Annotated in this window: 15 protein-coding genes; 8 read left to right on the top strand and 7 right to left on the bottom strand. The window is 71.5% G+C overall.

The window, feature by feature from the left end:
- Window positions 1-74 precede the first annotated feature (74 nt).
- The 7 genes from ACFW01_RS13765 to ACFW01_RS13795 form a co-directional block, all read right to left on the bottom strand.
- Window positions 75-1,181 carry an AI-2E family transporter gene (locus ACFW01_RS13765; protein WP_384503674.1) on the bottom strand — a complete coding sequence of 369 codons (1,107 nt, stop codon included), beginning with the start codon at window positions 1,179-1,181 and terminating at the stop codon, window positions 75-77.
- A 70-nt stretch (window positions 1,182-1,251) separates the two neighbouring features.
- A complete protein-coding gene (glpK, locus tag ACFW01_RS13770; protein ID WP_234957867.1) occupies window positions 1,252-2,775 on the bottom strand; it encodes a glycerol kinase GlpK in 1,524 nt (507 codons plus the stop codon).
- A gap of 25 nt (window positions 2,776-2,800) precedes the next feature.
- Window positions 2,801-3,646 (bottom strand): MIP/aquaporin family protein, encoded by an 846-nt coding sequence (locus ACFW01_RS13775; RefSeq protein ID WP_234957866.1) that lies wholly within the window; start codon window positions 3,644-3,646, stop codon window positions 2,801-2,803.
- 301 nt (window positions 3,647-3,947) lie between these two features.
- Window positions 3,948-4,778, bottom strand: coding sequence for an ammonia-dependent NAD(+) synthetase (nadE, locus tag ACFW01_RS13780; RefSeq protein WP_234957865.1), 831 nt, complete (start codon window positions 4,776-4,778; stop codon window positions 3,948-3,950).
- Between the two features lie 115 nt (window positions 4,779-4,893).
- Entirely contained in the window at window positions 4,894-7,902 is a 3,009-nt protein-coding gene (locus tag ACFW01_RS13785; RefSeq protein ID WP_234957864.1) for a family 16 glycoside hydrolase, read from the bottom strand.
- A 177-nt stretch (window positions 7,903-8,079) separates the two neighbouring features.
- Entirely contained in the window at window positions 8,080-9,039 is a 960-nt protein-coding gene (locus tag ACFW01_RS13790) for an alpha/beta hydrolase family protein (RefSeq protein ID WP_384503755.1), read from the bottom strand.
- 48 nt (window positions 9,040-9,087) lie between these two features.
- Window positions 9,088-9,525, bottom strand: a complete 438-nt coding sequence (locus ACFW01_RS13795) for a PGPGW domain-containing protein (protein ID WP_384503677.1) — start codon at window positions 9,523-9,525, stop codon at window positions 9,088-9,090.
- Window positions 9,526-9,998: 473 nt separating this feature from the next.
- Here ACFW01_RS13795 and ACFW01_RS13800 point away from each other — a divergent pair, with 473 nt between their 5' ends.
- From ACFW01_RS13800 to ACFW01_RS13835, 8 genes are all read left to right on the top strand, one after another.
- Window positions 9,999-11,864 (top strand): CocE/NonD family hydrolase, encoded by a 1,866-nt coding sequence (locus ACFW01_RS13800; RefSeq protein WP_234957861.1) that lies wholly within the window; start codon window positions 9,999-10,001, stop codon window positions 11,862-11,864.
- Between the two features lie 39 nt (window positions 11,865-11,903).
- Complete coding sequence (locus ACFW01_RS13805) at window positions 11,904-12,143, top strand: DUF5302 domain-containing protein (RefSeq protein WP_234957860.1); 240 nt, start codon at window positions 11,904-11,906, stop codon at window positions 12,141-12,143.
- Window positions 12,144-12,465: 322 nt separating this feature from the next.
- Window positions 12,466-13,821: a lysine N(6)-hydroxylase/L-ornithine N(5)-oxygenase family protein gene (locus tag ACFW01_RS13810; protein WP_234957859.1), complete on the top strand. Its 1,356-nt coding sequence runs from the start codon at window positions 12,466-12,468 to the stop codon at window positions 13,819-13,821.
- Between the two features lie 11 nt (window positions 13,822-13,832).
- Window positions 13,833-14,891, top strand: a complete 1,059-nt coding sequence (locus ACFW01_RS13815) for an iron ABC transporter permease (RefSeq protein ID WP_234957858.1) — start codon at window positions 13,833-13,835, stop codon at window positions 14,889-14,891.
- 77 nt (window positions 14,892-14,968) lie between these two features.
- A complete protein-coding gene (locus tag ACFW01_RS13820) occupies window positions 14,969-15,991 on the top strand; it encodes a FecCD family ABC transporter permease (protein WP_384503757.1) in 1,023 nt (340 codons plus the stop codon).
- 39 nt (window positions 15,992-16,030) lie between these two features.
- Window positions 16,031-16,894 carry an ABC transporter ATP-binding protein gene (locus ACFW01_RS13825; RefSeq protein WP_234957857.1) on the top strand — a complete coding sequence of 288 codons (864 nt, stop codon included), beginning with the start codon at window positions 16,031-16,033 and terminating at the stop codon, window positions 16,892-16,894.
- An 87-nt stretch (window positions 16,895-16,981) separates the two neighbouring features.
- The gene (locus tag ACFW01_RS13830) at window positions 16,982-18,037 is read left to right on the top strand and encodes an iron-siderophore ABC transporter substrate-binding protein (RefSeq protein WP_234957856.1); all 1,056 of its coding nucleotides are present in this window, start codon (window positions 16,982-16,984) and stop codon (window positions 18,035-18,037) included.
- Between the two features lie 2 nt (window positions 18,038-18,039).
- Window positions 18,040-19,827: an ABC transporter ATP-binding protein gene (locus ACFW01_RS13835; RefSeq protein WP_234957855.1), complete on the top strand. Its 1,788-nt coding sequence runs from the start codon at window positions 18,040-18,042 to the stop codon at window positions 19,825-19,827.
- The last annotated feature ends 62 nt before the right edge of the window (window positions 19,828-19,889 follow it).

Here is a 19,889-nt window from a genome sequence, read left to right on the forward strand (position 1 = left end):
AGCCAACCGCACCCGTACCGCGGCGGCGACCGGTTTCCCGCCCGCCGCCCGCCGCCGCCCGCCCGGCCTGCCGCTCAGGCCCCGGCAGGCGCCGCCGTGGCCTGGGCGGGTTCCTCCGGTGGTTCGACGAGTTGCTCGCGCACGTAGTTCCAGACCACCGCGATCAGCGCGGCGATCGGCACCGCGAGCAGACTGCCCACGATCCCGGCCAGGCTGCCGCCCAGCGTCACCGCCAGCAGGATCACCGCAGCGTGCAGACCGAGGCCGCGGCTCTGGATGATGGGCTGGAATACGTTGCCCTCCAACTGCTGTACGACGACGATGATCGCCAGCACGAGCAGCGCGTCCGTCAGCCCGTTGGACACCAGCGCGATGAGCACCGCGACGAAGCCCGCGAACAGGGCGCCCACGATGGGCACGAACGCGGACACGAACGTCAGCACGGCCAGCGGCAGGACCAGGGGCACATCCAGGATCCACAGCCCGAGGCCGATGAAGACCGCGTCGAGCAGGCCCACCAGTGCCTGCGAGCGGACGAAGGAACCCAGGGTCTCCCAGGCGCGCAGGGCCACGGCCGGGACGTCGGTGGCCAGCCGGCCGGGCAGCTGACGGGTGAGCCACGGCAGGAACCGCGGTCCGTCCTTGAGGAAGAAGAACATCAGGAAGAGGCCCAGCACCGCGGTGATCAGACCGTTGACCACGGCGCTCACCCCCGTGGTCACGGCGGTCACCACACTGCCGACGCTGTCCTGGAGACGGGCCATGGCCGAGTCGAGCGCACCCGTGATCTGGTCGTCACCGATGTTCAGCGGCGGACCGGCGGCCCACTCGCGCAGCCGCTCGATGCCCTCGACCACACCGTCGGTCAACTCCCCGGTCTGGGACGACATCGGCACCGCGATCAGTGCCACGACGCCCAGGACGGCCAGCAGGAACCCGACCGTGACCGTCGCCGCGGCGAGCGCGGGGCGCCAGCCGTGCCGGCGCAGGAAACGGGCCGCGGGCCAGGTCAGCGTGGTCAGGAGCAGACCGACTATCAGGGGCCACACGACCGACCACATGCGGCCGAGGAGCCACAGGGCCACCGCGAGCATGACGAGTACGATCAGCAACTCGGCAGAGACGCGGGCGCCGGTGCGCAGCGCGGCGCGGGTCCTCGCGGAACTCAATCTGGCAGACATGGGGGTCACCCTATGGGCAAGCCCCGACGTCCCCCGGCGTGAGGGTCGGAGCGGGAACCCCGCGCCGTGCTCAGCTCTCGGGCACCTTGACCCAGTCGAGGGTGCGCTCCACGGCCATCTTCCAGCCGGCGTACCCTTCCGCGCGCCGCTCCTCGGACCACTGGGGCTCCCAGCGCCTCGACTCCGCCCAGTGCGTGCGCAGTTCGTCGGTGTCCCGCCAGAAGCCCGTCGCGAGCCCCGCCGCGTAGGCCGCGCCGAGCGCGGTGGTCTCCGCGACGACCGGGCGGCTGACCGGGACGCCGAGGACGTCGGCCTGGATCTGCATGCAGAGGTCGTTGGCGGTCACCCCGCCGTCGACCCTGAGCACGTCCAGGTGGACGCCGGAGTCCTGCTCCATTGCCACGACGACGTCGCGGCTCTGGTAGCAGATGGCCTCCAGCGTCGCCCGCGCCAGGTGCGCGTTGTCGTTGTACCGGGCGAGCCCGACGATCGCGCCCCGGGCGTCGGAGCGCCAGTACGGGGCGAACAGTCCGGAGAAGGCGGGGACGAAGTACATGCCGCCGTTGTCCTCGACGGTACGGGCCAGTTCCTCGCTCTCGGCCGCGGTCTTGATGATCTTCATCTGGTCGCGCAGCCACTGCACCGCCGAACCCGTCACCGCGATGGAGCCCTCCAGCGCGTAGACCGCCGGGCTGTCGCCGAACTGGTAGGCCACCGTGGTGAGCAGGCCGTGCTCCGAACGGACCAGCTCCGTACCGGTGTTGAGGACCAGGAAGTTACCGGTGCCGTAGGTGTTCTTGGCCTCGCCGGGCGAGAAGCAGACCTGCCCGACGGTCGCCGCGTGCTGGTCCCCGAGGACGCCGGTGATGGGAACGGCGGCGCGCAGCGGCCGGGAGGTCCGGGTGGTGCCGTACGCCTCCCGGTGCGAGGAGGGGTTGATGGTGGGCAGCATGCTCCGCGGGATGCCGAAGAAGCCCAGCAGCTCGTCGTCCCAGTCGAGCGTCTCCAGGTTCATCAGCATGGTGCGGCTCGCGTTGGTCACGTCGGTGGCGTGGATGCCGCCGTCGGGACCGCCGGTCAGGTTCCACAGCACCCAGCAGTCCGTGTTGCCGAACACGGCGTGCCCCTGTTCGGCCGCCTCGCGGACGCCGTCGACGTTCTCCAGGATCCACTGGATCTTCCCGCCGGAGAAGTACGTCGCCGGGGGCAGTCCGGCCTTGCGGCGGATGACGTCGCCCCGGCCCGAGCGCTCCAGGTTCGCCGCGATGGCGTCGGTGCGGGTGTCCTGCCACACGATGGCGTTGTAGTAGGGGCGGCCGGTGCGCGGGTCCCAGACCACCGTCGTCTCGCGCTGGTTGGTGATGCCGATGGCCGCCAGGTCGCTGCCCGACAGGCCGCCGTTGCGCAGCGCGTTCTGCATCACCGAGTTGGTGCGCTCCCAGATCTCCACCGGGTCGTGCTCCACCCACCCGGAGCGCGGCAGGATCTGCTCGTGCTCCAGCTGGTGCTTCGCGACCTCGTTGCCGCCGTGGTCGAAGATCATGAATCGCGTGCTGGTGGTCCCCTGGTCCACCGCGCCGATGAAGTCCGCCATGGTTGTGCCGCCTCTCCGGCCGGTGTCAGCCTTCTGATGCCGGGACACGCCCCGGCGGTTCGGGCTCGGCGGTCGGCAGGAACCGGCCGACGAACACCTTGTACAGACCGGCGCCGAGCACGCCTCCGATCAGCGGACCGAGGATCGGCACCCAGAAGTAGAGATTTCCGTACTGATCTCGCCACGCGCCCCCGTACCCGGTGAGGAAGCTGGCCAGCCGGGGACCGAAGTCACGGGCCGGGTTGATGGCGTAGCCGGCGTTGGTGCCCCAGGCCATGCCGATCGCGACCACGATCAGGCCGATGATGAAGGCGCCCAGGTTCGCGCCCGGCGGGGTGTTCATCATGTCCGTGACGGCCATGACCAGCAGGAGCAGGATGGCGGTGCCGATGACCTGGTCGCGGAACGCGCCCCACTCGTGCACCGGGAGCGCCGGGTTGCCGTTGGCGGGCAGCGTGGAGAACACCGTCTGCGTCTTGATGGTGTGGCCGGGGTCCGCCTTCGCCAGGGCTTCGCTGTAGTTCCAGCGGACGATGAGGGCGGCCACGAAGGCGCCCGCCGTCTGGGCCAGCGCGTAGGGGAGCACCTTGCGCCAGGGGAAGCCCTTGAACGCGGCGAGGGCGAGGGTCACCGCGGGGTTGATGTGGGCACCGCTCAGCCGTGCCGCCACGTAGACGCCCAGGGTGACACCGAGACCCCACGCCCAGCTGATGCTGTCGTGGTCCCCGAGGCCGCCCGCGGGGTCCGTGAGCGCCCCGCCCGCCACGACCTGGGCCACTACGCCGCAGCCGAAGAGGATGAGGACCATGGTGCCGGCGAATTCGGCCGACAGTTCGCCGATCAGTCCGGATCTTTTGAGCCGCTCAGCCATGGAAGCTCGCCTTCCGCCGGCGTGACCGGCTGTCGACTGTTCGAGCCTTTCCTCGGACAGACTAAGGTCGCTTCCGGCAAACCGCACATAAAGGACAAGAGTGACGACCGGTCACCTCGCACGGGCGTGCCGTGCGTTTCCTCTCGCGCCTGCGGGTGGACGGCGTCGAGCGCCGGGGTGCACAGAATCAGCTGGACCACCCGCAGTGCTCTGTCCGAGTGATCGGCGCAGGCGGCGACGGGGGCCGAAAGACGGGGGCCGAAAGGGGGCGTTTCCGGCCCGGTCCGCGAGCGGGGCGCCCTCAGGGCGCGATCGGCAGCCGCCGCTTGTGGTCCGTCTGCCGGTACCGGTCGACGATCTTCTGGAAGGTCTCGTCCTTGACCGGCTTGCCCTCCAGGAAGTCGTCGATCTCGTCGTAGGTGACGCCGAGGGCGTCCTCGTCGGCCTTGCCGGGGTCGAGGGATTCCAGGTCGGCCGTCGGCACCTTGCCCACCAGCTCGGCGGGCGCCCCCAGCCGGCCCGCCAGGGCACGCACACGGCGCTTGGTGAGACCGGTCAGCGGCACCAGGTCGGCGGCGCCGTCGCCGAACTTGGTGAAGAAGCCGGAGACCGCCTCGGCCGCGTGGTCGGTGCCGACGACGAGGCCCTGGTGCGCCCCGGCCACCGCGTACTGGGCGATCATGCGCTGCCGGGCCTTGATGTTCCCGTGCACGAAGTCCTGGTGGTGGTCGTCGCGGAACGCCACGTCGGCGGCGAGCAGCGCGTCCAGCGCGGCGTCGCTCGCGGGCCGGACGTCGACGGTCAGCACCTGGTCGGCCTGGATGAAGGAGAGCGCGAGCTGGGCGTGGTGCTCGTCGGCCTGGACGCCGTGCGGCAGCCGCATCGCGTAGAAGCGGGCCTCGTGACCCGCGGCCCGGGCCCGCTCCACGGCGAGCTGGCACAGCCGGCCCGCGGTGGTGGAGTCGACACCTCCGCTGATGCCGAGCACGAGGGACCGCAGCCCGGTGGAGGTCAGCCGGTCGGCCAGGAAGGCCACCCGGCGTTCGATCTCCCGGTCGGCGTCGAAGGTCTCCGCGACCTCCAGTTCCCGGGCGATCTCCAGTTGCAGGGCGATGGACGCCGGCTCGCTCATGCCGCTCCTTGTTCGATGTGCAGGGCCTCGGCCACTCACCCTACCGAGCGACGCGCTCCGGCCCGGAGCGGGAGACGCGGGGCGGCCGTCAGGGGCCGCCCCGCGCGCTCGCCGGTCAGGTGAGCGGTTCCACCCGGATGTTCCGGAAGCGGACCTTGTTCCCGTGGTCCTGCAGCCGGATCGCCCCGGCCGCCGGTGTCTCGGCCCGGCCGGAGGCGGTGGGCCCGTCGAGAACGATGTCGTCGTGGACCTTCTCGCCGTTCCAGACCACCGTCACCCGCGCGTCGGCGGTCTTGCGGCCGCTCTCGTCGAAGCGGGCGGCACGGAAGACGACGTCGTACGTCTGCCAGGTCTCCGGGGCCGCGGCCGCGTTGGTGTCCGGCGCCTTCTTCAGATAGATCGCACCTGCCTCGTTGGTGTCCAGGGTGGTGTCACCGTAGGAGTCGAGGATCTGCAGCTCGTAGCGGTCCTGGAGGAAGATGCCGCTGTTGCCGCGGTCCTGGCCGGTCACGTCGGGCGGCAGCAGGGGGACGCGGAACTCCACGTGCAGTTTGAAGTCCTGGTAGGCGTCCTTGGTGCGGATGTCGCCGCAGCACACCTCCATCGACTTCTCCTCGGTGAGCGGCCAGGCCACCCGCCGTCCGTCCGTGTGCTGCCACTGCTCCTGCGAGGCCGCGGTGCCGTCGAACAGGGCGACGCGGGCTCCCCGGGGGTGCACGGTCACCAGGTCGAGGTTGACGTGGCCGGTGTCCCCGGCGTCGTACCGGTAGGACACCGAGTTGTGGCCCGCGCGCAGCCTCAGCCGTTCGGTGCGCGTGGACCAGGTGTCCCAGTCCCCGGTGGAGGCGAGCCGCGTCTGCCGCACCTTCTTCCCGTTGGCGTACAGGGACAGCGACTTGGTGCCCTCGAAGGGGTTCGGGCCGTTGGAGTAGCGCAGGCCCACGTCGTAGGTGCCCGACTTCGGGACGGTCACGTCGAACGTCGTGGCCGCCTCGCCCTCGGTGGCGTAGCGGTCGACGAACCCGCTGCCGGAGTAGCCGGCGTGGTCGGTGTTGATGCCGGCCCTGCCCGTCAGGCGCGCCTCCTCGGCCTCGTACAGGGTGGCCGGCGGGGGCTGCTTGCCGGGCATCTCGTTCAGCGTGTACCAGGCCTCGGTGCTCCACAGCGCCTCACCGGACTCCGAGCTGAAGGGCCGCGGGGAGCGCACGTGCACCACGCGGTCCGGCTTCAGCCCGTCCAGCCGCAGCCGCACGGTCCGCGCGTCGTCGGAGAGGGTCGCCGAACGCACGGCCAGCACCTCCTCGGCGATCTTCGGGCCGCCGTAGTCGGCGGTCGGCGTGTAGCCCCACTGCTCGGCCTGGTAGCGGTCGGCGAGTTCCGCGGCGGTCTCCTCGGAGACCGGCTGGGTGTACGTGAGGTCGAAGCCGCCCGGTACGGCCCGCATCTTCTGGATGTCGAAGGTGTCGCCGCCGTTCGGCGTCAGCTTCTGCAGACCGAACTTCAGCTTGCCCTCCTGCCCCCAGTTGCCGTCCGCGCCGAGACCGCCGGCGTAGACCGCGCCGTCGGGGCCGACGGAGATCCGGTTGACCCCGGCCTCCAGGCCCTGGGTATAGCGGAAGACGGCGCCCTGGTACTGGCCCCTCACCTTCTCCAGGTAGGCGCGCTGGAGGCCGCCGTAGGTGACGTCGCCGATCAGCATCTGGCCGGCGAAGGTGCCCTTGCTCACGTACAGCGGCGTGGAGGGCGAGTTGCCGATCTCGTTCTGCGGCAGCCACAGCACCGGCTCGGTGACCGGCGACTTCTCGAAGGGGCCCGCGGGCTCGGTGTAGTGGTTGAAGAAGCGGTCCTGCTTGACGTGGACGAGCTTCGAGGACGGCAGCCATCCGCCCTGGTTGTCAGTGGCGAAGAGGTCGCCGCCGGGGCCCCAGCCGATGCCGTTGGGCGTGCGCAGCCCGCCCGCGACCGGGCTGATCTTCCCGGTCCTCTTGTTGATCTTGTACGTCGTCCCGCGCCCCGGGGCGGGCTGCGGGGTGGTGGTCGCGCCGCCGAGGTCGATGGCGACGGAGAGGTTCACGTAGAAGTACCCGTCGCGGTAGAGCAGCCCGAAGGCGAACTCGTGGAAGTTGCCTCCGTACGGCCAGGTGGCGACCGTGCGGTACTCGTCGGTCACCTCGTCGCCGTCCTCGTCGACCAGCCGGGTGAGTTCGTGCTTCTGCGACACGTACAGCGCGCCGTCGACGTACTTGATGCCCATCGGCTCGCGCAGCCCCTCGGCCACCTTCTTGACGGTGACCTTGTCACGGCTGGTCGCGCCGGTGACGTTGTCGAGGAGATACACCTCCCCGGCAACGTTGTCGGTGCCGCCCCAGGTGCTGATCGCGAGACGTCCGTCGGGCAGCCAGTCCATGCCGGTGACCTGCGGCTCGAAGCCTTCGGGGCGCAGGTCGGTGAGGGTGAGGTCGGGGCGTACCGAGTTCAGCGGCAGACCGTCGCCGGGGGTGTCGGTGCCCGCCTCGCACTCCTTGCGGCCCGGCGCCGTCACCCGGACGACCCCGGCGTCGGTGCTCAGCGCCTCCTGCGGTACGACGCTGAAGCCGCTCTCGCCCGGCGGCATCCAGGACAGCTGCAGCTGCTGGCCGCCGCCGCGGTCGAAGTGCTCGACGCGCAGCGGGTGCGCGCCGGCGGTGAGTTCGACCGTGCCGTCCTTCGGCTCGGCGCCGTGCAGGCCGTCGTGGTCGATCACCGTGGCGCCGTCCAGCGTCAGCCGGGAGCCGTCGTCGCTGACGAGCCGGAACGCGTAGGTGCCGTCGCGCGGAGCGACCAGGTAACCGGACGCCTCCGTCACGAAGTTGTCGGCGATGCCGCCGAAGTCGGCCGTGCTGGACCAGTCGACCGTCGGCATCAGCTTGTCGTGGTTGGGGGTCTGGCCCGGTTTGAGGGTGCACAGCTCGTTCAGGGGCGTCTGGACGTCGAAGACCCGCATGGTGACGCCGGGTTCCTGCGGCGGGATGTCCGCCGGGGCCGCGGAGGAGGCCGGGGCCGCCAGGACGCCGCCGACGGACACTGCTGACGCCAGCAGGAGGATGAGGTGTCTTCGGGCGCGCGAGAACAGCCGTGGGGGCATTGGTCCTCCAGTGGGTGGGGACCGGACCGTGCCGGAAATCGCTCCGGTCATGAGCGGCAGGACGGTGGTTCCGCCGCAAAGGTAGGAGACTTCCGCTTGGCATGTCCATACTTTGTCATCGATGTGTTCAAAGTTCGCGGCGCTCGAAGTGCGCTGCCCCGCCGAGTGGTTGGGGAGCTACTTGGACTCGATGCGCGCGGACACGTTCGGTCCGGCCGTCAGCTCCTCGCCCGCCGCCCGCCAGGCCGTGTCCCCCGCGTACAGCGCGCCGCGCAGGTAGGCCCTGGTGAGCCGCTGCACCGCGGCCACCCGCCCGGGGTTCTCGTCGGTGGTCTCGGCGACGTCGTACCCGGCGATCCCGCCCAGCCCGTGCTCCGCGTCGAAGAGGGTGAGCAGGGACTTGGGGCCCGGGGCGAGGGAGTAGGGGTCGGCGTGCCACCCGGGCCCGGCGACCGTCAGGTGGGCCGAGTCGTCCTTGTCGCCGGCGACGACGAGCGCGGGCGCCGTCATCGTGGAGAAGTCCATGGTCCGCAGGAACGGCAGGTTCTCCGCCGCCCACCCGCTGAGGGCGTCGCCGCCCCGGCCGGGCGCGGCCAGCAGGACGCCCGCCTTGATGCGGGGCTCGGTCAGGTTCACCTCCGTGCCGTCGTCCGGATCGGTGAGCCGGGCGCCAAGGAGCAGGCTCGCGGTGTGCCCGCCCATCGAGTGCCCGGCCACGGCGACCCGGTCACGGTCCAGCCGGCCGGAGAGCTGGGGGACCGCCTCCTCCAGGACGTCGAACCGGTCGAGGATCTGCGTCATGTCCTCGGCGCGGGAGCGCCAGAACAGGGGTGCGCCGGGGGTGCCGGGGTCCAGGCCGAGGCTCCTGGAGCTGAGGTGGGTCGGCTGGATCACGACGAAGCCGTGTGCCGCCCAGTAGTGGGCGAGGGGTGCGTAGCCGTTGAGGGAGGAGAGGTGGTTCGAGGGGCCCTGTCCGTGCGAGAGGAGCACGACCGGCAGCCCGCTGCCGGTGACGGGCGCGGAGACCCGGACCTGGAGGTCCACGGCCCGGCCGGGGGCGGGCAGCGTGACCGGGGCGACGGAGAGCACGGGGGTGGGAAGCGTGGTGTGCACGGTGAGGTGTCCTTCGCGCAGCAGGAAGCGAAACGCTGTCCCGTTTAATATACGGAACGCTGTCCCGTTTGGTCAACGCGCGCCGTCCACGGGAGGCTCCGGAGCCTCCCGGCGCTGCGCCTGAACGCGGCGGTGACTCCACACGAGCAGGGCGAAGAGGACGCAGCCGGAGATGATCAGGCTCGCCCCGGTGGCCCACCCGGAGAACGGCAGCTCGGGGAAGAGGCCCCACACCACGCCGGCGGCCAGGAGGAACTGACCCACGAGCACCGCCCCGGCGATCCGCCAGCGGGAGGAGACGCTCTCTTCGGCGGCGCGCATCGCGCGCGTCCGGGCGGGGGCGACGAACCGGTCCAGGGCCGGGATCGCGCGTGAGAGCAGCACGACCCCCGCGAAGACGAGCAGCAGGCCCGGGCCGGGCAGCACCAGGAGGGCGACGCCGATCACCAGCAGAACGGCGCCGACGGTACCGAGAGCGGTCCGCCGGATCGATTCGACACCGCGCGCCATGTCGCCCCACTCTCCCGCGATCGCGATTGGCAAGAACTCCGGTTCGGCCGGCGTCCCCAACCTTAGGCAGGGTTCGCGGTGCGGGCGATTCAGGACGGGCGCGAGAGTTCCCGGACCGAGCAGTCGTGGACGGTGGCCGGCTCCACGTCCTGCACCAGGGTCGGTCGGCCGGTCGGCAGGGGGTTCTCGCCGCAGTGGTTCGCACGCTGCCGCGGCCCGCCGGTCTCCCCGGCAGGCAGGCCGGCCGGATGGAATGCCCCAGGCCGAGACGGGAGTATCGCCGGGTTCGTCGCCATCTCCCCATGTGCACCGGGAGCGTGGGCGTGGCGGACGGGATCTGCCCACGGCAGGACCGGAGTTGGGCGCCCCATCGACGTACGAGGGCTGCACTGCTAGACCTGCACAGCAGCCTGCACCGTCGGTACCACCTGAACCACCTGCACCACCTGCACCCACCGTCCAAGGAGGAGCATGTGAGAGCACGTCGCGCCGCCGTCCGAAGCGCCTCGGCACTGGTCGCCGCCCTCGCCCTGACCGCCGGTCTCGCCGGCCCCGCCGTCGCCGCGGACCAGGGGGAGGCCCGACCGGCCGCCACCACGGCCGGCCCCGTCACGCACGAGGAGAACGACCGCGTCCCGGAGGGCTCGGTCTGGACCCAGCACTACTTCCCGTCCGCCGACCGCTCCGGCACCCGGCTCCACGCCGACGTCCTGCTGCCCGAGGGGCTGACGCGCCGTGAGAAGGTGCCGGTGATCCTGTCCGTCGGCCCGTACTTCGCCCACGCGGGCCAGACCGGGCCGGAGGGCTGGACCCACACCGGCCCGTCCGCCCGCTTCCAGGACTTCATCGAGGGCACCGACCTGTTCGACCAGGGCTACGCGTTCGTCATGGTGGACCTGCGCGGCTTCGGCGGCTCCACCGGCTGCCTCGACTGGGGCGGCCCCGGCGAACAGGCGGACGTCCGGGCGGCGATCGACTGGGCGTCCCGGCAGCCGTGGTCCACCGGCGCGGTGGGCATGTACGGCAAGTCGTACGACGCGGTCACCGGCCTCATCGGCAACAACCTGGACCAGCGCGCGCTCAAGGCCGTCGTCGCCCAGGAGCCGCTGTGGGACATGTACCAGTACATCTACTCCAACGGTGTGCCCCGCCCGAACGTGACCGGAACGGCGAACGCCTACAACTCCATCGCCACCATGGCGCCCATGCCGGACGACGACCCGCGCTACCGGGCGGCCGCGCTGCACGAGCAGACCCATCCGGAGTGCCTGACCGAGAACTCGGCCGGCTACCGGATATCCGACCAGCGGGACGAGCACTGGACCTCCCGTGACCTGGCGAGGATGGCGAAGGGCAGCGACACCCCGCTGTTCGTCACGCAGGGCTTCATCGAGAACAACACCAAGCCCGAGGAGATGGAGGAGTATCTCGACAACCACAGGGGCCCCGAGCGCGGCTGGGTCGGCCAGTGGGACCACGTGCGCGGCGGGGACCGCACCCCTGACGGCCGCCTGGCGATGGGCCGCGAGGGCTGGTACGACGAGACCCTGTCGTTCTACGACCAGTACCTCAAGGGCGTGCGGCCGTCGGTGCGTTACCCGGCCTACGCCGTCGAGGACTCCACCGGCGCATGGCGCGCCCAGCGCACCTGGCCCGTCACGGAGCGCTCGGTGAACCTTCCGCTCGGCGACGGCTCCTACGTCGACGACGGCGGGGCGTCCGCCCGCGCGGCGCTGGCCGCACCGGGCGGGCCGACGCCCGCGGCACCGCCGCAGCCGACCGGCCGGTGGGACATGGAGAACGCCCCCGCGACCGAGCACCCGGCCCCCGAAGGGCTGGCCGCGGAGCTGGCGGAGCGTCAGCGGGACGGTGAGGTCGCCTCCAGCTTCTTCGTGTGGTCCGAGCCGCTGAACAGGCCCGTACGGGTCACCGGCACGCCTCGGCTGTCCCTGAAGGCGAAGGGCGAGGGCAACGTCATGGTCAAGCTGCACGACGTCGCCCCGGACGGCACCGCCGTCATGTTCGACGAACAGGTCTCCCTGGTGGACTCCGGCCGGCTGACCGTCGACCTGAAGGCCACCGACTGGACCCTGGCCGCGGGACACGTGCTGGCCGTGGAGATCGGGTCGATCCAGACCGGGTCCTGGCGGGACACTCCCTCCGGCGAGACGATCCGGGTCAGTGACGCCAGGCTGCGGCTCGCCCTCGACGACCCGGCCGACGACGTCGCCACCCCCGGTGACCGGTCGCCGTACCTGGACACGTACCTGAGTCAGTACACGGTGACCCTGCCGGCCGGGCCGGGGACATTTTCGGTGGTTCCGGGTCGCCGGCCGTGACAAGCTGTGCTCCTGATTGTCCGAGCCCAGGAGGTCGTCATGGCTGAAGAGTCTTCATCGCAGGCAGGTTCGGAACCGGCGGAGGACGAGCGCCCCGCCCTCACGCCCGACGAGGACGGTCAGTACGACCTGAAGGGCAAGTTCCGCGAGGCCCTGGAGCGCAAGCGCGGCAAACAGGCGGAGGCCGCGGCCCTCGCCGCGAACACCGAGGTGGCGAAGATCCGCGGCACCCACGGTCCGGCCGCCGGCCAGCGGTCGTTCCGGCGCAAGAGCGGCTGAGGCCGCCACCGGCCGTACGTGGCGGGGCCCGACCGTGGCAGCACGGTCGGGCCCCGTCCGTCATGCGCGGCCGGTCCCCGCGTGACGGCCGGGCCGTGACTGCGGCCGGTCCGACTCCGCGTCCTTGAGGCGCGCGGACTACTCGTCGTCCTCGGGATGGTTGCTGATCAGTACCGGGACGCCGGGCACTCCGGTTCGCCCTATCGACAGCCGCAAAGCCTTAGCTTAGGCTCACCTAAGTTTCCGGCGGGCGGCTCCGTCGGCACGTCCCATTCCGGCACTCCAGGCCTCACAGGCGACCGTCCCGCACGATGGGAGTGACATGTCACAGGTTCTTCCTGATGACGCAACGCTGGTCCACGACCTCATTGGCATCGGCTTCGGCCCGTCCAATGTCGCCATGGCGATCGCGATCCGCGAGCACAACGCACAGGCCGGCAGTCAGGAGACGGTCAGCGCCCGCTTCTTCGAGCAGCAGCCCCGCTTCGGCTGGCACCGCGGCATGCTGATCGACGACGCGACGATGCAGGTGTCTTTCCTCAAGGACCTGGTGACACTGCGGAACCCGGCCAGCGAGTTCAGCTTCCTCTGCTACCTGCAGAGCAAGGGCCGGCTGATCGACTTCATCAACCACAAGAACCTCTTCCCGCTGCGCGTGGAGTTCCACGACTACTTCGAGTGGGCCGCCGCCAAGGTCGACGACCAGGTCTCCTACGGCCACGAGGTGGTCGGCGTCGCACCCGTGGAGCGCGACGGAGCCGTCGACCACCTCGAGGTGACGGTCCGTTCGGGCCAGGGGCTGGAGGTGCGCCGGGCGCGCAACCTCGTCGTCGGCACCGGCCTGCGCCCCCTGATGCCGGAGGGCGTCGAGCGCGGCGACCGGGTCTGGCACACCTCCGAACTGCTGGCGCGGGTCGACACGTTGGAGGGCACCGCACCCGCCCGGTTCGTGGTCGTCGGCGCCGGGCAGAGCGCCGCCGAGAACGTCGCCTACCTGCACCGTCGCTTCCCCGGGGCCGAGGTGTGCGCGGTCTTCGCCCGCTACGGCTACAGTCCCGCCGACGACAGCGGCTTCGCCAACCGGATCTTCGACCCGGCCGCCGTTGACGACTACTTCGCCGCGCCCGGCAGCGTCAAACGCCGGCTGATGGACTACCACGGCAACACCAACTACTCCGTGGTGGACATCGACCTGATCGACGACCTGTACCGGCAGATGTACCGGGAGAAGGTCCTCGGCACCGAGCGGCTGCGCTTCCTCAACGTCTCCCGGCTCACCGACGTCGAGGAGACCTCGGACCGGGTCCGTGCCACCGTGACCTCCCTGGTCACCGGCGAGGAGACGCTCCTCGACGCGGACGTCGTGGTCTTCGCCACCGGCTACCGCCCGGCCGACCCCCTCGGGCTGCTCGGCGAGGTCGCGGACCGCTGCCTGCGCGACGACGAGGGCCTGGTGCGCGTCGAGCGCGACTACCGCGTCGCCACCGACCCGGCACTGCGCTGCGGCATCTACCTCCAGGGCGGTACGGAGCACACGCACGGCATCACGTCGTCGCTGCTCTCCAACACCGCGATCAGGGTGGGCGAGATCCTGGAGTCCCTGGTCGACCGGAACCTGAAGTCCGCCTCCGACGAGGCCCGGAGCATCGCCGACGGAGCCGGCGGCGGCGCGCGCTAGTGTACGTCGCCATGACCACGACTGCGGCCCAGCGCCCCGCGCCCGGGGGCACGACGGAGGCCCGTCGCAGACGGGTCGCCGGTTTGGGCGTACTCGCCGTGCTGCTCGTGCTCGCGGCGGCGGCCTCGCTGGCCGTCGGCGCCCGGGCGTTGACCCCCGCCGAGGTCTGGCACGGACTGACGGCCGCACCCGAGGCCGACCAGCGGCTCACCGAGATCAGGCTCATCGTGCGGACCGTGCGGGTGCCCCGCACGGTCCTCGCGGTCGTGGCGGGCATCGCCCTCGGGGCCGCCGGGGCGCTGATCCAGGGGTACACCCGCAACCCCATCGCCGACACCGGGCTGCTGGGGATCAACGCCGGCGCCTCGTTCGCCGTGGTCTCGGCGATCGCCCTGCTCGGCCTGACCGACCCGTTTCTGTACGTCTGGCTCGCGTTCCTCGGCGCTGGATTCGCCGGTGCCGTGGTGTTCGGGCTGTCGAGCATCGGCCGGGGGGCGGGCAACCCGCTGACACTCGCCCTGGCCGGCCAGGGGATCGCGGTCTTCCTCGCGGCGATGACCACGGCGGTCTCACTGACGGACCAGGCCTCGCTGAACGCGCTGCGGTTCTGGAACGCGGGCTCGCTGGCCGGCGTCGGGTTCGACGTCATCGGGCCGGTGTCCGCGTTCATCGCCGCCGGGCTGCTGCTCGCGCTCACCACGCTGCCCGCCGTCAACCTCCTCAACCTCGGTGAGGACGTGGCACGCGGGCTCGGGGTGAACGTCGCGCGGAGCCGGACGGCCGGCATCGTCGCCATCACCCTGCTGGCGGGCGCGGCCACCGCGGCCTGCGGTCCCATCGCCTTCCTCGGGCTCATGGTGGCCCATGTCGCGCGGTACCTCACCGGCCCGGACTACCGCTGGCTGGTGCCGTACGCCGGTCTGCTCGGCGCGGTGGTGCTGCTGGTCTGCGACATCGTGGGGCGTGTGGTGGTGCGGCCGGGGGAGCTGGACGCCGGGGTCGTCGTCTCGCTGCTGGGGGCGCCGTTCTTCGCCGTACTGGTGTGGCGCGGAAAGTTCAAGAACACGTGAGCGGGGCGGACGTGAAGGCAGACGGGACGGACGTGCGGCCGGGTGGGGCGGACGTGAGCGCGTCGCTGGCGCCGGGAGTGCGGCTCGGCGGTGTGTCGTTCGTGTGGCGGCCCTGGACCGCGGGTGTCACCATGCTGCTGGCGGCGGCGGCCTTCCTGGTGTGCTGCCTGTCCATCGGCGTCGGGGACTTCCCCATCGGGCTGCCCCGGGTCCTCACCACGATCGTCGGCCGGGGCGAGCAGGTCGACGAGTTCGTCATCCTGGACCTGCGGATGCCCCGCGCGCTGGCCGGGCTCGTGGTGGGCATCGCGCTCGGAGTGTCCGGCGCGCTCACCCAGTCCATCGCGCGCAATCCGCTGGCCAGCCCCGACGTCCTCGGCATCACCAGCGGCGCGGGCGCGGTGGCGGTGTTCCTGGTGACGGTGTCGGGCGGCGCCGCGACGGCCGTCGTCGACTCCGTGGGCCTGTCGGCGGCGGCGCTCGCGGGCGGGCTCGGGACCGGCCTGCTGGTCTACTTCCTGGCCTGGCGCCGCGGGATCGACGGCTTCCGGCTGATCCTCATCGGCATCTCGGTGACCGCCGTCATGCAGGCGATCACGACCTGGCTGCTGGCCACCGCGGACATCAGAGACGTCGCCCGGGCCCAGGCGTGGCTGGTGGGTTCGCTGGACAACCGGTCCTGGGACGAGGTGCGGATGGCGCTCTGGTGCACGCTCGCACTCCTGGCCGTGGTGTCGTGCGCCGCCTTCCAGTTCAAGCCGATGCACTTCGGTGACGAGATCGCCGCGGGTCTCGGCGTCCGCTACGGGGCGGTGCGCGCGGTCCTGCTGCTGTGCGCCGTGCTGCTGGCCGGCGTGGCCGTGAGCGCGGCCGGCCCGGTGCCGTTCGTGGCCCTGGTGGCGCCCCAGGTGGCGATGCGGCTGGCGAGGTGCCCGACGCCGCCGCTGGCGGCCTCCGGCATGGTGGGCGCCCTGCTGCTGACCGGATCGGACCTGGTCGCCCGGACGGCACTGCCGGTCTCCCTGCCCGTCGGCGTGGTCACCGCGGCGATCGGCGGGCCCTTCCTCGTCTACCTGCTGGTGCGGGCGAACCGCCGATAGCTGGTACAAAGTAAGGCGTGCCTAATGGAGGGGGGCCTCGTGGCCGTTGAGTCCATCACCGGGGCCGGGCCGGCAGTCGGCGGCGCCACGCGGCTGGCCGCCAGGTCGGTGGCGGTCGGGTACGGGGCCCGGCCGGTCATCGACGGGCTCGACGTGGCGATCCCGCCCGGGGTGATCACCACCATCATCGGCCCCAACGGCTGCGGAAAGTCGACCCTGTTGCGGACCCTGTCCCGGCTGCTGAAGCCGACCAGCGGCACGGTCGTGCTGGACGGCGAGGACATCGCGGGGCTCAGGACCCGGGACGTCGCCAAGAAGCTCGGACTCCTGCCGCAGGCACCGGTCGCGCCAGAGGGACTGACGGTGTCCGACCTGGTCGCCAGGGGCCGCCACCCGCACCAGAGCTGGCTCAGGCAGTGGTCGTCGGACGACGCGGCCGTGGTGGGCCGCGCACTGGCCATGACCGGGGTGTCCGACCTCGCGGACCGTCCGGTCGACTCGCTCTCCGGCGGGCAGCGTCAGCGCGTCTGGATCTCCATGACCCTGGCCCAGGGCACCGATCTGCTGCTCCTCGACGAGCCGACCACCTACCTGGACCTGGCGCACGCGATCGACGTGCTCGACCTGGTGGACGACCTGCACGAGTCCGGGTGCACGGTCGTCATGGTGCTGCACGACCTCAACCTCGCCACCCGCTACAGCGACAACCTCGTCGTGATGCGGGACGGGGCCATCCTGGCCCAGGGACATCCGAGGGAGGTCATCACCGCCGAACTGCTGCACGAGGCCTTCGGGCTGCGCGCCAAGGTGATCGACGACCCCGTGGGGGACCGGCCCCTCATCGTGCCCATCGGGCGGGCCCACGTCGAACTCGACCCGGTTTCCCCGGAGTTGTCGAAGTGAGGGTAGGCTAACCTCACTAGGGTGCGATAAGATTCGCTGCCCTCAGAACGGGGCGCAGTGGACGGCGCGACAGCAAGGGATCTCCGGATGCTCCTCAGAACGACGCGTATGACGCCCTGGCGACGACTGGCGGCGGCACTCTCCGCCGCCGCGCTCGGCGTCGGCCTCCTCGCGGGGTGCGGCTCCGACTCCGACGACCCGTCGGACAGCGCGGGCGGCGACAAGGCGACCGACGGCGCCGGCGCGTTCCCCGTCACCGTGGAGCACGCGTTCGGAACCACGGAGGTCGCCAAGGCGCCCGAGCGGGTGGTCACCGTCGGCTACACGGACGACCAGACGGTCCTGGCCTTCGGCATCAAGCCCGTCGGTATGGTCGACCAGTACCCGAACCCGGAAGGCCAGAGCCCCGACATCAACACCCAGTGGCCGTGGGTGAAGGAGAAGTGGGGCGACGCCAAGCCCGAGGTCGTCATGAAGAACGGTGACACCGGCCCCAACTTCGAGAAGATCGCCGCACTGCGCCCCGACCTGATCGTCGCCGTGTACTCCGAGGTCGACCAGGCCGCCTACGACAAACTCTCCAAGATCGCGCCGACCGTGGGACGCACCAAGGCGGAGAAGGAGCCGTTCAGCGCCCCGTGGCAGGACAACGCCCTGCACATCGCCAAGGCCCTCGGCAAGGCCGAGGAGGGCGAGAAGATGGTCGCCGACATCCAGGGCAAGCTCGACGCGGCCAAGAAGGCGCACCCCGAGTTCGCGGACCGGACCGCCGTCGCACTCTCCTGGTACAAGGACTCGGTGGCCCCGTTCACCTCAACCGATGTACGCGGACGCCTGGTGACGGGTATCGGCTTCAAGTACCAGACCAAGATCGACGAGGTCGCGGGCGGCGACTTCTACACCACGCTCTCGCCCGAACGCGTCGACCTGGTCGACGTCGACCGTGTCTTCGTCATCAACGACAAGGCGGATCAGGACGCGTTGAAGAAGTTCAAGCTCTTCACCAATCTCGACGCGGTCAAGAACGGCAAGGTGACCTACCTGCTGGACAGCGAGGGCCCGGCGGTCGGCGCGGCCATCTCCCAGGGCACCCTGCTGTCGATGCCGTACGCGGTGGACGAACTCGTCAAGTCGGCCGGGTAGGTGTGAGCGCCACGGACACCCGGGTCGCCCCGGCCGCCCTGCGCACGGCGACCGGACGCGAAGCCACCCGCTGGGTCGGGGCGCACTGCCGTGAGGTGCCGTGGCTGACCCTCGCCACGGCACTGACCACGGTGGCCGGAGCGGCTCTCCAGGTCCTCCCGGTACTGCTGCTCGGCCAGGTGGTCGACGCCGTGGTCGGCGGCGAGTCGCGCTCGGTCCTCGTCACGATCGGCGCCGTGATGGTGGCGGCCGCGCTCCTCGGCGCGGCCGCCACCGCGGTGTCGACGTACCTGATCGGGCGGCTCGGCGCCGACCTGCTCGCACGACTGCGCGAGGGTGCCGTCCGCGCGGTGCTGGCCATGCCCAGCGCCCGTGTCGAGCAGGTCGGGCGCGGAGACGTGCTGTCCCGCGTCGGCGACGACGTGGCCGTCCTCTCCAAGGGCATCCGTACGGCGGTCCCCACGGTCTTCTCGGCGGGGGTGCTGGTCGTCATCGCCACGGCCGGCATGTTCGGCCTGGACTGGCGGCTCGGTCTCGCGGGCGCGGGCGCGCTGCCCGCGTACGCGCTGGCCCTGCGCTGGTACCTCCCGCGCTCCGCCCCGCTCTACCAGCGGCAGCGGGTGGCCCAGGCCGACCGTGCCCAGGCCCTGATCAGCGGTCTCAACGGCATCGACACGGTGCGGGCGTACCGGCTGGAGGACGCCTTCCGCGAGCAGGTCACCCGTGAGTCGTGGCGGGTGCGCGATCTCGGGATCGAGGTGTTCCGGTTCTTCGGGCGGTTCGTCGGCCGGGAGAACCGCGCCGAGTTCATCGGCCTGACGCTCATCCTGGTGGTCGGGTACGCCCTGCTGGAGGCCGACGCCGCCACCCTCGGCGAGGTGTCGGCGGCCCCGCTGCTCTTCCACCGGCTGTTCACGCCGCTCGGTGCCATCATGTTCACCTTCGACGAGGCGCAGAAGTCGGGTGCGAGCCTGACCCGGCTGGTCGGGGTGGTGGGCGAGGACGCCGAGGACCGGCTGGTGGGCGACGCCTCGGTCGGGCCAGCGGCGGCCGGTGTCCGTCCGGTGCGGGTGGAGGGGCTGACGTTCACCTACCCGGGCGCCGACGAGCCGGTGCTCAGGGACGTCGACCTGACGATCCCCGCCGGTGGTTCGCTCGCCCTGGTCGGCGCCACAGGCGCGGGGAAGACGACGCTGGCCGCGCTGATCGCGGGCATCGGGACTCCGCAGGCGGGGTCGGTGCGGGTCGGGCCGACCGACCTGGCCGGACTGGACGAGGCCGGGGCGCGGTCCCTGGTGACCATCCTCACCCAGGAGACACACGTGTTCTCCGGGCCGCTCGCCGACGACCTGCGGCTGGCCGCGCCGGAGGCCACCGACGCCGAACTCGCCGACGCCCTGCGGACGGTGGGCGCCGACCGGTGGGTCGACACCCTGCCCGACGGACTGGACACCCTGGTGGGGGAGGGCGGAGAGCGCCTGGACGTGACCAAGGTCGCCCAGGTCGCCCTCGCCCGGCTCGTGTTGAGCCGCTCACCCGTGGTGGTGCTGGACGAGTCCACGGCGGAGGCGGGCAGCGAGGGCGCCGCCGAGCTGGAACGTGCCGTGCTCGCCGCGTGCGCCGGCCGGACCACGCTGTTCGTGGCGCACCGGCTCACCCAGGCGATGGCGGCGGACCGGATCGCCGTCCTGGACGCCGGGCGTGTCGTGGAGGAGGGGACGCACGAGGAACTGGTGGCGCTGGGCGGCCGGTACGCGCGGCTGTGGCAGGCCTGGCGAGAGGGCAGTTAGGCAAGAGTGGTTAGGTAAGCCTTAGTTAGGTTAGCCTGCGTGCATTCCTCGGAAGGGCGTGG

Source organism: Streptomyces sp. NPDC058985 (genome assembly GCF_042740985.1).
Classification (GTDB): Bacteria; Actinomycetota; Actinomycetes; order Streptomycetales; family Streptomycetaceae; genus Streptomyces.

What these genes read in the sequence shown, in the direction of transcription:
- ACFW01_RS13765 (WP_384503674.1), bottom strand. Translation starts at nt 1,181, where the DNA reads ATGTCTGCCAGATTGAGTTCCGCGAGGACCCGCGCCGCGCTGCGCACC.
- glpK (WP_234957867.1), bottom strand. Translation starts at nt 2,775, where the DNA reads ATGGCGGACTTCATCGGCGCGGTGGACCAGGGGACCACCAGCACGCGA.
- ACFW01_RS13775 (WP_234957866.1), bottom strand. Translation starts at nt 3,646, where the DNA reads ATGGCTGAGCGGCTCAAAAGATCCGGACTGATCGGCGAACTGTCGGCC.
- nadE (WP_234957865.1), bottom strand. Translation starts at nt 4,778, where the DNA reads ATGAGCGAGCCGGCGTCCATCGCCCTGCAACTGGAGATCGCCCGGGAA.
- ACFW01_RS13785 (WP_234957864.1), bottom strand. Translation starts at nt 7,902, where the DNA reads ATGCCCCCACGGCTGTTCTCGCGCGCCCGAAGACACCTCATCCTCCTG.
- ACFW01_RS13795 (WP_384503677.1), bottom strand. Translation starts at nt 9,525, where the DNA reads ATGGCGCGCGGTGTCGAATCGATCCGGCGGACCGCTCTCGGTACCGTC.
- ACFW01_RS13805 (WP_234957860.1), top strand. Translation starts at nt 11,904, where the DNA reads ATGGCTGAAGAGTCTTCATCGCAGGCAGGTTCGGAACCGGCGGAGGAC.
- ACFW01_RS13810 (WP_234957859.1), top strand. Translation starts at nt 12,466, where the DNA reads ATGTCACAGGTTCTTCCTGATGACGCAACGCTGGTCCACGACCTCATT.
- ACFW01_RS13815 (WP_234957858.1), top strand. Translation starts at nt 13,833, where the DNA reads ATGACCACGACTGCGGCCCAGCGCCCCGCGCCCGGGGGCACGACGGAG.
- ACFW01_RS13830 (WP_234957856.1), top strand. Translation starts at nt 16,982, where the DNA reads ATGCTCCTCAGAACGACGCGTATGACGCCCTGGCGACGACTGGCGGCG.